The organism is Labrys wisconsinensis, from assembly GCF_030814995.1.
Taxonomy (GTDB): Bacteria; Pseudomonadota; Alphaproteobacteria; order Rhizobiales; family Labraceae; genus Labrys; species Labrys wisconsinensis.
The window spans coordinates 131794-144679 of record NZ_JAUSVX010000004.1 but is presented as its reverse complement, the minus strand read 5'-3'; the positions used below and the strand labels follow the sequence as shown (position 1 = coordinate 144679).

Genomic DNA, 12886 nt, shown 5'->3' with positions numbered 1-12886 from the left:
CGGGCCTCGTCGGTTGGGTCATCGTTGAGCCTGGGTGGCCATGCGCACGGCAAGGCCGGCGAGGACCGCCCCCATCAGCCAGCGCTGCAGGCGCATCCAGAGCGGGCGGGCGGCGAGGAAGACGCTGATCGAGCCGGCAGCCATGGCGATCAGGGCGTTGACGGAGAGGCTGATGGCGATCTGCACGGCCCCGAGCGTCAGGAGCTGGCCCAGCACATGCCCCCTGGCGGGGTCGATGAACTGCGGCAGCAGCGAGAGATAGAGCACCGCGACCTTGGGGTTGAGCAGGTTGGTCATCAGCCCCATCAGGAAGAGCTTGCGCGGCGGGTCGGCCGGCAGGGCCTTCACCTGGAAAGGCGAGCGGCCGCCCGGCTTGACCGCCTGCCAGGCAAGCCAGGCGAGATAGGCCGCGCCGGCGAGCTTCAGCGCGTCATAGGCGAAGGGCACGGCCATGAGCAGCGCCGTGATGCCGAAGGCGGCGCTCAGCATGTAGAAGAGGAAGCCGAGCGCCACGCCGCCGAGCGAGATCAGCCCGGCCCGGCGCCCCTGGCAGATCGAGCGCGACACGAGATAGATCATGTTCGGCCCGGGGGTCAGCACCATGCCGAGTGCGATCAGGGCGAAGGCGAGGAGAGCGGCGGAGCTAGGCATGGCGGGTCACCGCAGCATCTCGCGATAGAGCGCGGCATAGGCTCCGGCGCGCGAGGTCCAGGACAGATCGAGGCCCATGCCGCGCCGCTGGATCGACTGCCACAGCGGCCGGTCGCGGAACAGGGCGACGGCGCGGGAGATCGCATCCTCCAGCATGGCGCGGCTGACCGGCTGGAACTGCACGCCGGTGGCGGCCTTCAGCGTCAGCGCCGCGTCGTTGGCATCGACGATGGTGTCGGAGAGGCCGCCGACCCGCGCCACGACGGGCACGCAGCCATAGCGCAGGCCGTAGAGCTGGGTCAGGCCGCAGGGCTCGAAGCGGGAGGGCACCAGCGTCATGTCGGCGCCGGCGAACAGGCCGTGCGACAGGGCCTCGTCATAGCCGATGACGACGCCGATGCGGCCGGGAAAGCGCTCGGCCGCGGCACGGAAGGCCGCCTCGATGTCCCGGTCGCCGGAGCCGAGCAGGGCGAGGCGCGCACCGCTCGCGACGAGATGCGGCAGCGCCTCGACCAGGAGGTCCATGCCCTTCTGCCAGGTCAGGCGGCTCACGACCGACATCAGCGGCCCCTCGCCGCGCCCCAGGCCGAAGCGCTGCTCGATCGCCGTGCGGTTGCGGGCGCGCTGGCCGAGCGTCTTGACCGTATAGGTCGCCGGGATCCTCGGGTCCGTCTCCGGGTTCCATTCGCGATCGTCCAGGCCGTTGACGATGCCCGAGAGCACGTCGGCGCGACCGGCGAGCAGGCCTTCCAGCCCCATCCCGGCCTCGGCGGTGCGGATCTCGGCGGCATAGCGCGGCGACACGGTGGTGATGCGGTCGGAGAAGTGCAGGCCGGACTTCAGGAAGCCGATCATGCCGTAATATTCGACGCCGTCCATGGCGAAGGCGCGCGGCGGCAATCTCAGCTCCTCCAGCATGGAGCGGGGATACTGGCCCTGGAAGGCGAGGTTGTGGACGGTGACCACGGTCCGCGGCCGCGCGCCGCCGGCATAATGCAGATAGGCCGGCGCCAGCGCCGCCTGCCAGTCGTGGGCGTGCAGGATATCGGGCCGGACATTCGCGACCAGGCCCTGGGCCACCCCTGCCGCGGCGTAGGCCAGCGCGGCGTAGCGGCGGGCATTGTCGGGCCAGTCGCGCCCGTCCGGGCCGGCATAGGGGTTGCCGGGGCGGTCGTAGAGGTGGGGAGCGTCGAGGGCGATCAGGTCGAGGCCGGCCGCCTCGCCCCGCTTCAGCACGGCGCGGCCGCCGAAGCAGTCCTCGATCACGCCGACCCGCCGGGGCTTGCCCAGCGCGGCGAGGATCGCGGGATAGCCGGGCACCAGCGTGGTGACGGCGACGTCGTGCCCCGCCAGCGCCGCCGGCAGCGCGCCGACCACATCGGCGAGGCCGCCGGTCTTGACCAGCGGATGGATCTCGGAAGCGACGGCGAGGACTGTGATCATGGGCGCTGGCGCTGGAGGGAGGCTGCCGGCTTCCGGGCGGAAGCCGACAGGAGATATGCCCTCAAGCCGTCAGCCTGTCGATCATCGGCTGGGTGATCAGGCAGATGCCCTTGTCGGTGCGGCGGAAGCGCCGGTCGTCGAGCACGGGGTCCTCGCCCACCACCAGGCCTTCGGGGATCTGCACGCCGCGGTCGATCACCACGTTCTTGAGCCGTGCCGAGCGGGCGATGTTGACATAGGGCAGCACCACCGCGTTCTCGACCTCCGAATAGGAATTGATCCGCACGCCGGTGAACAGGAGGGAGTGGCGCAGCGAGGCGCCCGAGACCAGGCAGCCGCCGGAGACGAGCGAGGACACCGCCTGGCCGCGCCGCCCGTCGGTGTCGTGCACGAACTTGGCCGGCGGCGTCAGCTCGGAAAAGGTCCAGATCGGCCAGTCCTGGTCGTAGAGATCGAGCGCCGGCACCACGTCGGTCAGGTCGATATTGGCCTCCCAATAGGCGTCGACCGTGCCGACGTCGCGCCAATAGGCCTCGTTCTCGTGGGATGAGCGCACGCAGCTCTTGGTGAAGCGGTGCGCCACGGCCTTCCCGTGCTTGACGATGTGGGGAATGATGTCCTTGCCGAAATCGCGGCTGGAATTGGGGTCGTTGGCGTCGCGGATCAGCTCCTGCTCCAGGAACTTCATCGAGAAGACGTAGATGCCCATGGAGGCGAGCGCCATGTCGGGATTGCCGGGGATGCCGGGCGGATCCTTGGGCTTCTCGACGAAGGCGATGATCTGGTCCTTCTCGTCGACATGCATGACGCCGAAGCCGGTCGCCTCCATGCGCGGCACCTCCAGGCAGCCGATGGTGACGTCCGCCTTCTGGTCGACGTGCTGCTGCAGCATCAATTCGTAGTCCATCTTGTAGATATGGTCGCCGGCGAGGATGACCATGTATTCGACCGTGTTGGTCTCGATGATGTCGAGATTCTGGTACACGGCGTCGGCGGTGCCGGCATACCATTGATGCTCGGAGATGCGCTGGCTCGCCGGCAGGATGTCGAAGCTCTCGTTGCGCTCGGGCCGCAGGAAGTTCCAGCCGCGCTGCAGGTGCCGGATCAGCGAATGCGCCTTGTACTGCGTCGCCACGCCGATGCGGCGGATGCCGGAATTGAGGGCGTTGGACAGGGCGAAGTCGATGATCCGGCTCTTGCCGCCGAAATAGACCGCCGGCTTGGCCCGGCGGTCGGTCAATTCCATCAACCGGCTGCCGCGCCCGCCGGCCAGGACATAGGCCATGGCCGATCGGGCGAGCGGCGCACTCATCGGAAGAGCCTGTCTCGTCATCGTCTGTTCTCCCACGCGGATGTGTGGATCGATCGGGGCTTGCGCCCTCGTTGTCGGCCGGCCGCAGGCGGCCGGAAGGCGGAGACGGCGCCCTCGTGCGATGAGGCTGCCCGCCCGCCGGCCACGGCTACCCCACCCATTCCAGATAGAGCGCCGAGAGCGGCGGCAGCAGCACCCGGGCATGGGCCGGCTTGCCGCCCCAGGGCGCGTCGTCCGCCGTGACGCCGCCGAGATTGCCGCGGTTGCCGCCGCCATAGCGCTCGGCATCGGTGTTGAGGCATTCGATCCAGCGCCCGGAGCGGGGCAGCGCCAGCGCATAGCCCTCGCGCCTGACCGCGGTCAGGTTGAGGACCACGACGACCGGATTGGCACCGGGCGCGTGGCGGGCCCAGGCGAACACCGAATTGGCCTTGTCGTCGACCACCAGCCATTCGAAGCCCTCGCCCTCGCAATCGCGCGCATGCAGCGCCGGGCGTTCGCGGTAGAGCCGGTTGAGGTCGCGCACGAGATCGCCGACGCCGCGATGCGGCCCGTATTGCAGCAGCTCCCAGTCGAGACCGACATTCTCGTTCCACTCGCGGCGCTGGGCGAATTCCTGGCCCATGAACAAGAGCTTCTTGCCGGGATAGCCCCACATCAGGGCGTAATAGGCCCGCAGCGTCGCGAATTTCTCGCCCTCCAGCCCGGCCATCTTGTTGACGATCGAGCCCTTGCCGTGGACCACCTCGTCATGGGAGAGCGGCAGGACGAAATTCTCGGCGAAGGCATAGACGAGGCCGAAGGTGATCTCGTCATGGTGCCAGGCCCGGTGCACGCCGTCGCGCTTCATGTAGGCGAGCGTGTCGTGCATGAAGCCCATGTTCCACTTGAAGCCGAAGCCGAGCCCGCCCTCGTGCACGGGCTTGGACACGCCCGGCCAGGCGGTGGACTCCTCGGCGACGGTGACCACGCCGGGATGGGCGGCGTAGACCTCGCGGTTCATGCGCTCCAGGAAGGCGATGGCGTCGAGGTTCTCGCGGCCGCCGCGGATGTTGGGCAGCCATTCGCCGGCCCGGCGCGAATAGTCGAGATAGAGCATGGAGGCCACCGCATCGACGCGCAGGCCGTCGATGTGGAAGCGCTCGAGCCAGAACAGGGCGTTGGCGATCAGGAAATTGGCCACCTCGCGCTTGCCGAAATCGTAGATCGCCGTGTTCCAGTCGGGATGGAAGCCGCGGCGCGGATCGGGATGCTCGTAGAGCGGCGTGCCGTCGAACCAGGCGAGGCCGTGCGAATCCGTCGGGAAATGTGCCGGCACCCAGTCGAGGATGACGCCGAGGCCGGCGCGATGGGCGCGGTCGACGAAGCGGGCGAAGGCCTCCGGCGAGCCGAAGCGGCTGGTCGGCGCGAACAGGCCGGTGGGCTGGTAGCCCCAGGAGGCGTCGAGCGGATGCTCGCTGATCGGCAGAAGCTCGATATGGGTGAAGCCGAGATCGGCGACATAGGGCACGAGCTGGTCGGCAAGCTCGTCATAGCTGAGGAAGCGCTGGCCGTCGCCACGGCGCCAGGAGCCGAGATGCACCTCGTAAGCGGAGATCGGCGCACGCCGCCAGTCGCGCGGGCGGGCCCGCATCCAGTCCTGGTCGCTCCAGACGAAGGGCTCGCCCGACGTGACCTTCGAGGCGGTGCCAGGGCGCATCTCGGCCGAGAAGGCGAAGGGATCGCTCTTGAGCGGCAGCAGCGCGCCGGTCGGCCCGATGATCTCGTATTTGTAATGGGCGCCGGGGCCGACGCCGGGCAGGAAGATCTCCCATATGCCGGTGTCGACGCGCTTGCGCATGACATGGCGGCGGCCGTCCCAGGCGTTGAAATCGCCGACCACCGAGACGCGCCGGGCATGCGGCGCCCAGACGGCGAAATGCACGCCGTCGACGCCCTCGTGCTGCAGCGGCCGGGCGCCGAGCTTGTCCCAGAGCCTGAGATGCGTGCCCTCGGTGAGGAGATAGTCGTCCATCGGCCCGAGCAGCGCGCCGAAGCGATAGGGGTCCTCGAAGGTCCATTCGCCGCCCTCGTTGGCGGCCTTGAGCCGGTAGGCGCGGCGGCCACCGGGCACGAGGCCTTCGAAGACGCCGTCATCGTCGCGGCGCTCGAGCTCGGCGAGGGGCTCGCCCTCCGGCGACAGCACCGCCAGGGTGCGCGCGCCAGGCACGAAAGCGCGGACCACCAGCCCGGCCGGCGTCTCGTGCGGCCCCAGCACCGCGAAGGGATCGGCGTGGCGCCCGGCGGCAAGGACGGCGACGGCAAGGTCGGGCAGGTGCCAATCCGCTCCGGCTGCGGCCGCGGGCCGCTCCGGCCCCGCTCCGATGGTGCTGTCGCCTGCGTTGCCGGAGTCCTGTGCCAAGCCGCCTCCACCCTACGCCAACCCACCGGCGGTTGCCTGCCGCTCTTGTGAACAGGCTAGGACTTTTGCGGCTCCGGTCAACCGCCTGGAACGACAAAGGTTCGCGGATTCGTCGGGCTTCTCATCGAGACGGGCGAATGCTCAAGGCGGGCCCCGCGCCTTGAGCGAAGCGGAGCGATATCGAGCGCGGAGCGATTCAAGGCCTCCGCCGGCGGGTGCCGGCAACGCCGGCCGGGTTCCCGATAGACCCGAGGCCCTATTTGCGAGCCGCGGACCTTTGATCGGCGGCCTGCGATCCGGCGCTGACGCGGCTTGCGCCATCCGATTCATGGTCGGCAATCAGCGAAAGGTATCGCTCAAGAGCCTTCGTGAATTTCGCTTGCCAGATCTCACGCGCAATGCCGAGGTCCCCGTCCCGCAAGCTTTCGAACAGCTTGACGACGTACCTCTGGGCATCGCCCTTTCGGTCCGTGTAGACGACACTGAGCTGTTGATTGAAGCGCCTGACGTCCGCGGTCAGCTCGGAAAAATAGCGGATGGTTCGTTGCAGTCCCGTCGCGTCGATGATCGCCTGCTGGAACTCGAGGTCGTTGCGGACCGTCTCGGCCTGACTGTCGAGCTCCGCGAACTTGACGGCATTCTCAGCCAGTTTTTCCAGCCGCTTCATGTCCGCCGACGTCAGGCGGCCCGGTTCACCCAGGAGATGGTTCAGCGCAATTTTTCCCAGCGCCATCCTGATGTTGTAGACCTCGATGACGCTGTCTGCTTCTACCGCCCTGACAGATGCTCCCTTGTTCCGCTTGATTTCGACGAGCCCCTCGCGGGCGAGGAGGCGCAACGCTTCTCGAACCGGATGCCTGGACACGTCCAGCATGTCGGTCAGCTGCTGCTCGACCAGCCTATCGCCGGGCTTGAAGTGCCCGGCAATGATCGCATTGCGGATTTGCTCCGCAGCGAACTGCGTGCTTTCCATCTGCGTCATGGGAGCCAGAATGGCGCCCGTTTCATTTACGTGCCGCATCAATATCCTCGCAGGGCAACCGCAGGGGATCGGCTGCACGGGGCATTCCGGATGTAGACCATATACGAATGCGACCAGCTACTGAGAAGCCTGCCCGGGCGATCCTCACCATGGCGTCGGTCTCGAGCCGTCTGGAGAAGCATTCCTTGTCTTCAAGAATGTTGCCTGACTTGAGCTTGACGATTTCCGTCTTGTGCTCCGATGCTACTCGAGCGCTTCAGATGTAGATGCCGCCGTCGATCGACACGGTCTGGCCCGTGATCATGCTGCCCGCGAAGCCGAGGAAGATCATCAGCTCGGCAACGTCCCGGGTCGTGCAAGCCTTCTTCAGCGGCGTATTTGCAAGGGTTGCGGCGTGCCGTTCCTCGGACCATTCGATGATCCAGGAGCTTTCGACCACGCCGGGAGCAACGGCGTTCACGCGGACGTCGGGCGCCAGTGCGTGAGCCAGATTCTTGGTCAGATTGATGACGCCGGCTTTCGAAGCGCTGTAGGCAAGGGTGCTCGCAATCGCGCCGAACCCGGCGATGGAAGCCGTGTTGACGATCGCTCCCTTGGACGCTTTCAGAGCCGGGGCAGCCGCCTTGGCGCACCTGAAGACGCCCATGAGGTTGACGTTGAGCAGATGAGCCCAGAGCTCCTCCGTGATCTGGTCGAGATCGGAGATCGGCACCGGCGTGCTGCGGCCGGGCGTGCCCGCATTGTTGATCAAGAGATCGAGGTGTCCGAGACCCTCGATGGCTTTCAAGACCATTCGGGAGGCATCCTCGGCATTGCCGACATCCCCCGGAGCTCCGATCACGTCGAGACCCGCCTGCCTGAAGTCCGCAAGCGCCGCTTCGCCGCGGCCGTCCGACGGCAGATAGTTGATCGCGACCTTCGCGCCGCTCGTCGCGAGCATGCGCGCGGCTTCCAGCCCGATGCCGGATGCGCCTCCGGTGACGAGCGCGGTCTTTCCCGCCAGATTGTACGAGATCATCGTCGTCCCCTTGATGTGCAGTTGTTGAAAAGTGAGGTCAGGCGACCGAAGTCCGGACGATTTCCAAGAGCTGACGCTTTTCGCGACGAAGAAATTTCTGTGTCTGCTCCTTCGCCGGATTATCGATGACGTCTTTTGCCGTACCGATCTCGCAAACTTCACCTTGATGCAGAAAAGCGACCCTGTCTGCAGACTCGCGGGCGAAATTGATATCGTGCGTGACAACGATCATCGTCATGCCTTCGCTCTTGAGGAGGCGCATGGTCTCGAGCACTTCGCCGACAAGTTCGGGATCCAGGGCGGAGGTGACCTCGTCGAAGAGCATGTAGCTCGGCTCCATCGCCAGCGCCCGCGCGATGGCGAGACGCTGCTGCTGGCCACCGGACATTTGCGACGGCAGGCTGCTCGCCTTGTCCCCCAGGCCGACGTGATCGAGATGCTTCTGGGCGAGTGCGCGCGCCTCGGCGCGGCTGCGCTTCGCGACCACCCGCGGTGCCAGCGCGACATTCTCCAGCGCCGTCAGGTGTGGGAAGGCGTTGTACTGCTGGAACACGATGCCCAGCTTGCGGCGCAGCTTGTTGATATCCGTCTTCGGATCGTGGACGCTGATGCCGTCGACGAGGATTTCGCCGTCCTGGATCGGTTCGAGCCCGTTGATGCATTGCAGCAGCGTCGATTTCCCCGACCCGCTCGCGCCGATGAGGCAAAGGAGCTCGCCCTTCTCGATCGTGAGATCGATGCCCTTGAGGACGTCCACCGTTCCGAAGGCCTTCCGGACGTTGCTGATGCGGATCATACGCGGACCTTTCTTTCGAGGTGCCGGCTGTACCGGGAAACCGGATAGCAGATAAGGAAGTAGAGAAACCCTGCCCCCATGAGCAGCAGCCAGGTTTCATGCGTCCGGGTAATCAGTATCTGGGTGGAACGCATGTATTCGACATAGCCGACCACGCCGGCAAGGGCGCTGTCCTTGATCAGGCTGAGGACGAGGCCGATCCACGGAGCCAGTCCCGTCCTGAATGCCAGGGGCAAGGATATGTACAAGAGCTCCTGGTAGTCGTTCATGCCGAGCGAGCGCGCGCTCTTGCGGTATTGAACGGGCACCGAGAGGAGGCCCGCCCGAACCACCTCGGCCGTGACCGCCGACATCCAGGCACCGAGCGCGACGGTACCGAACCAGAAGGGCGAAGCGCCGAAGCCCAGGATCGACAGGAAGCTGTTGGCGAGGATGAGCTGGATGATCATCGGCACGCTGCGCAGGACGTCGATGAAGGGAGCGGTGGCGACCTTCGCGGTCACCGACACGGTGCGCAACCAGCCGAGGACGATCCCGCCAACGGTGCCGACAACGGTTGCCGCGGTGGCCAGCTTGACGGTGTTGAGCAGCCCCTCAGCGAGGAAATAAGCATCCGACCAGGCGAGGCCCTGGTTTGCGAACTGATATTGCACGCCTAGCTCCTGTAGATGAGCCGGAAGGCCAGCTGGGACGAGAATTGCAGCCCTTTGGCAATGAGGTAATAGAGCAGCGCCGTGACCAGAAAGAACTCGAATGTCCGGAAGGATGCCGACTGCGCATACTGCGTCGCACCGGAGAGTTCCTGCAGCCCGACCAGCATGCCGAGCGACGTGTTCAACATTCCCCAGATGCCTTGTGTCACGTAGGCGGGGAAGATCACCTTGAACATCTGCGGGAAGATGACGTGGATGAAGCTCTGCGCGCCGGACATGCCGAGTGAGCGCGAAGCCGACAGCTGCTGCCGCGGGATGGCGGCCAGGCCGCCCCTGAAAATCTCCGTCATGTATCCGGCGTTGTTGAAGGAAACGGATATGAGGACGGCGGCGTAGCTGGGGATGTTGATGTGAAAGGCGCCCACCCCGAAGTAAAAGAGATAGAGCTGAAAGACGGCAGGCGTGTTGCGCGACAGCTCCACCCACCAGGTCGAGAAGCGGCAGGCCCATCCCTCCCCCTGCTGGCGCGCGACGGCCATCGGCATGGCGATGAGCGTGCCGATGATGAAGGCTAGTATGGTGATCTGGATCGTCACCCAGGCTCCCTGCAGCAGCAGGGGGAGCGAATCCCAGACGATGGCCCAATAGAACTGATAGCCGTTCATGCCGATCATCCCAGGCGCATGCCGACAGGCCTTCCTGCCGGCATGCGCCTTGCAATTAGAAGTTGATGCCGTTGGCCGTCAGCGGCGGCAACGGACCATCACCGTAATACTTCTTGAAAACTTCGGCCCTGCGCCCGCTTACCTCCTGCTGGAAGACGAACAGCCTTGCCCAGTTGAGGAATTGCTGGTCGTCGCGGTGAACCGCGATCGAGCCGTAGTCGGGCAGAGGCGCAGGCCCCGCCTGGACGAATTCCGGAAATTGGCCGCTTTGCGAGAGCGCATGGAAGACGCCGACATTGATCAGGATAGCATCGATCTTGCCTTGCTGCAGTGCGAGAAACGACTCTGCATCACTGCCATAGCCGGTGTAGGTCGCCCCGGAACCCTGCCAACCCTTGGCGAGCTCCTGCTTGAAGAGCTGTTCGGGCGTGGTGCCGACGACGCCGCCGAGCTTCTTCGACTTCAGGTCGGAGTACTGGCTGATCCCGGTGTCCTTGCGCGTGACCACGGTCATGATGTTGTTGGTGTAGGGCTGGGTGAAGGCCACCGTGAGGGCCCGCGCCGGGGTCGGCGTGGTGGATGAGATCAGCACGTCGATACGGTTCGAGACCAGGGCGGGGATGCGATCCGGCGACGGCGTCTCGACGATCACCGGCTCTGCGCCGAGCGCCTTGGCCATATCCTTGCAGTAGGTGACGTCATAGCCATCCGGCTCGTTGTTCTGGTCGCGAAATCCGGCGGGAGGGCTGTCCAGCATGATACCGCAGCGCAGCTTCTTGCTCTGGACAATCGTGTCGAGCGCCGAGTCCGCGTGCGCCTGGGAGGCGAGCGCCAGCGTAGCGACAGCTGTCGCCAGCAGAGCCTTTGCAATCGTCTTCATTTGATTCCCCTTTTCAGTGTTGCTGACTGCTTTGTTGACTGGACGTTCTGAGGCAATTCAGCTTGCCTTTCTATCCAGCGCTGGTGTTACGTCAAAAGTTAATGCTGTCCGCCGTCAGTGGCGGCAACGGACCATCGCCGTAGTACTTCTTGTAGACTTCTGCCCGGCGCCCGCTTACTTCCTGCTGGAAGATGAACAGCCTCGCCCAGTTGAGGAATTGCTGGTCGTCGCGGCGAACCGCGATCGAGCCGAAATCGGTTAGAGGCGCCACGCCCGTCGCAACAAATTCCGGAAACTGGCCGCTTTGCGAAAGGGCATGGAACACGCCCGCGGCGATCAGGATTGCATCGATCTTGCCCTGCTGCAGCGCAAGATACGATTCTGAATCGCTGGCATAGCCGGTGTAGGTCGCTCCGGAGCTTTGCCAGCCATTGGCGAGCTCCTGCTTGAAGAGTTGCTCGGGCGTGGCGCCGATGACGCCGCCGATCTTCCTGGACTTCAAGTCGGAATACTGGCTGATCCCGGTATCCTTGCGTGTCACAACCATCATGATGTTGTTGGTGTAGGGCTGGGTGAAGGCCACCGTCAGCGCCCGTGCCGGGGTCGGCGTGGTGGATGAGATCAGCACGTCGATGCGGTTCGAAACCAGGGCCGGAATACGATCCGGGGATGGCGTCTCGACGATCACCGGCTCCGCGCCGAGCGCCTTCGCCATGTCCTTGCAGTAGGTGACGTCATAGCCGTCGGGCTCGTTGTTCGGGTCACGAAATCCGGCGGGCGGGGCGTCCAGCATGACGCCGCAGCGCAGCTGCTTGCTCGTGACGATCGCGTCGAGCGCGGAGCCGGCATGCGCCTCCGCGGCGATTGTCAAAGTGGCAACCGCGGTCGCCAGCAGAACCTTCAGCATCGTATTCATTTTATTCCCCTCTTCATGTTGCACACCAAGTTCTTGGCCGAGCATTTGTGAGGCCGCTCAGCTCGCCTTTCTCGCCAGCCCAGGCGTCACGCCAAGCGCATCGACAGGTCCCACCTCCTTCTCGATGAGCGGCACGACTTCCTTCTTGAATCGAACGATCGAGCGATGCGCCAGCTCGATCGGCATGCAGCCGAAGGAGAAGTTGCAGGTGTAGTTGCTCGGATTGAGGCGCTTGATGTCCGCGATCATCTTCTCGGCCACGATGTGCGGATCGCCCACCACCATGTTGTCCGCATATTGGTCGAGCGTATACTCGCCGTCGAACCCCTGGTTGCTGATGTAGCTGTTGTCGTCCAGCGGCGGCGAGGCCTGGCGCAGATAATGAGCCATGCGCCCCACGTACCGGGCCCGCTCCGCCACGGCCAATGCCTCGCTCCGGCTGTCGGTTATGGCCACGTATTGCATGATCGCCAAGGGCTTGGTCGAAGGTTGCTCGCCGATGGACATCCAGGCATCGTTGAGCCCGTCGACCATCTTGTAGAGCACGGGCGATCCGAGCGTGCTGGCAGCAAGGAACGGAACCGCCTTCCATTTCCTGAAACGCTCGAGAAGCCTGGACTGGGAGGAGGTCACGAAGAGCGGCGGAAGAGGTTTTTGCTGGGTGCTGATCGCGAAATTGGTCTTGGGCAGGGAAATGTACTTGCCCTTGTACTCGACCTCGCCGGCGACAAGCGCTCTTTCGATGACGTCCCAGTATTCGAGGAAGACATCGACCCTGTCGTCCAGCGCAACATTGTATCTGTCGAACTCATAGCGCTGATAGCCGGTCCCCAGGCCGATGATCAGGCGGCCCTCGGTCTGCGTGTCGACGACGGCAATCTCCTGGGCGACACGGAGCGGGTTGTAGAGCGGCAGCACGATAACGCCCGGGCCGAGCTTGATCTTCCTGGTCCAGCCGGCCGCGTAGGAGCACATCATCAGGGGTGACGGAGAACTCGAATAGTTCGCGAAGTGATGTTCGGCGAACCAGGCGACGTCGAAGCCGAGCTCATCGGCGGTCTCCACCATTTTGCGCGTATCGCGCATCACACCCTGGACACCGTCGGGATGATCGCGAAGCGTCATCAGGTTGAAGATACCAAGCTGCATGTATTTGCTCCTAAGATCCT

The 12886-nt window shown here is 65.0% G+C and carries 12 protein-coding genes; all 12 read right to left on the bottom strand.

The window, feature by feature from the left end; translation table 11 throughout:
• Positions 1-18 precede the first annotated feature (18 nt).
• Complete coding sequence (locus QO011_RS13345) at positions 19-651, bottom strand: LysE family translocator (protein ID WP_307272547.1); 633 nt, start codon at positions 649-651, stop codon at positions 19-21.
• A gap of 6 nt (positions 652-657) precedes the next feature.
• Entirely contained in the window at positions 658-2094 is a 1437-nt protein-coding gene (gene glgA, locus QO011_RS13340; RefSeq protein WP_307272545.1) for a glycogen synthase GlgA, read from the bottom strand.
• Between the two features lie 61 nt (positions 2095-2155).
• Positions 2156-3427 (bottom strand): glucose-1-phosphate adenylyltransferase, encoded by a 1272-nt coding sequence (glgC, locus tag QO011_RS13335; RefSeq protein WP_307272544.1) that lies wholly within the window; start codon positions 3425-3427, stop codon positions 2156-2158.
• A 127-nt stretch (positions 3428-3554) separates the two neighbouring features.
• Positions 3555-5771, bottom strand: a complete 2217-nt coding sequence (gene glgB, locus QO011_RS13330; RefSeq protein WP_370881956.1) for a 1,4-alpha-glucan branching protein GlgB — start codon at positions 5769-5771, stop codon at positions 3555-3557.
• A gap of 292 nt (positions 5772-6063) precedes the next feature.
• Complete coding sequence (locus QO011_RS13325; protein ID WP_307272542.1) at positions 6064-6867, bottom strand: GntR family transcriptional regulator; 804 nt, start codon at positions 6865-6867, stop codon at positions 6064-6066.
• 178 nt (positions 6868-7045) lie between these two features.
• Positions 7046-7807 (bottom strand): SDR family NAD(P)-dependent oxidoreductase, encoded by a 762-nt coding sequence (locus tag QO011_RS13320; RefSeq protein WP_307272539.1) that lies wholly within the window; start codon positions 7805-7807, stop codon positions 7046-7048.
• 37 nt (positions 7808-7844) lie between these two features.
• Positions 7845-8603, bottom strand: coding sequence for an amino acid ABC transporter ATP-binding protein (locus QO011_RS13315; RefSeq protein ID WP_307272536.1), 759 nt, complete (start codon positions 8601-8603; stop codon positions 7845-7847).
• The gene (locus QO011_RS13310; RefSeq protein WP_307272534.1) at positions 8600-9256 is read right to left on the bottom strand and encodes an amino acid ABC transporter permease; all 657 of its coding nucleotides are present in this window, start codon (positions 9254-9256) and stop codon (positions 8600-8602) included. Before QO011_RS13310 ends, QO011_RS13315 begins: the two co-directional genes overlap by 4 nt.
• Positions 9257-9258: 2 nt before the next feature.
• Positions 9259-9921 (bottom strand): amino acid ABC transporter permease, encoded by a 663-nt coding sequence (locus tag QO011_RS13305; RefSeq protein WP_307272532.1) that lies wholly within the window; start codon positions 9919-9921, stop codon positions 9259-9261.
• Between the two features lie 55 nt (positions 9922-9976).
• A complete protein-coding gene (locus QO011_RS13300; protein ID WP_307272530.1) occupies positions 9977-10801 on the bottom strand; it encodes an ABC transporter substrate-binding protein in 825 nt (274 codons plus the stop codon).
• Between the two features lie 91 nt (positions 10802-10892).
• The gene (locus QO011_RS13295; RefSeq protein ID WP_307272528.1) at positions 10893-11717 is read right to left on the bottom strand and encodes an ABC transporter substrate-binding protein; all 825 of its coding nucleotides are present in this window, start codon (positions 11715-11717) and stop codon (positions 10893-10895) included.
• Positions 11718-11774: 57 nt separating this feature from the next.
• A complete protein-coding gene (locus QO011_RS13290) occupies positions 11775-12866 on the bottom strand; it encodes an LLM class flavin-dependent oxidoreductase (RefSeq protein WP_307272526.1) in 1092 nt (363 codons plus the stop codon).
• Positions 12867-12886 lie beyond the last annotated feature (20 nt).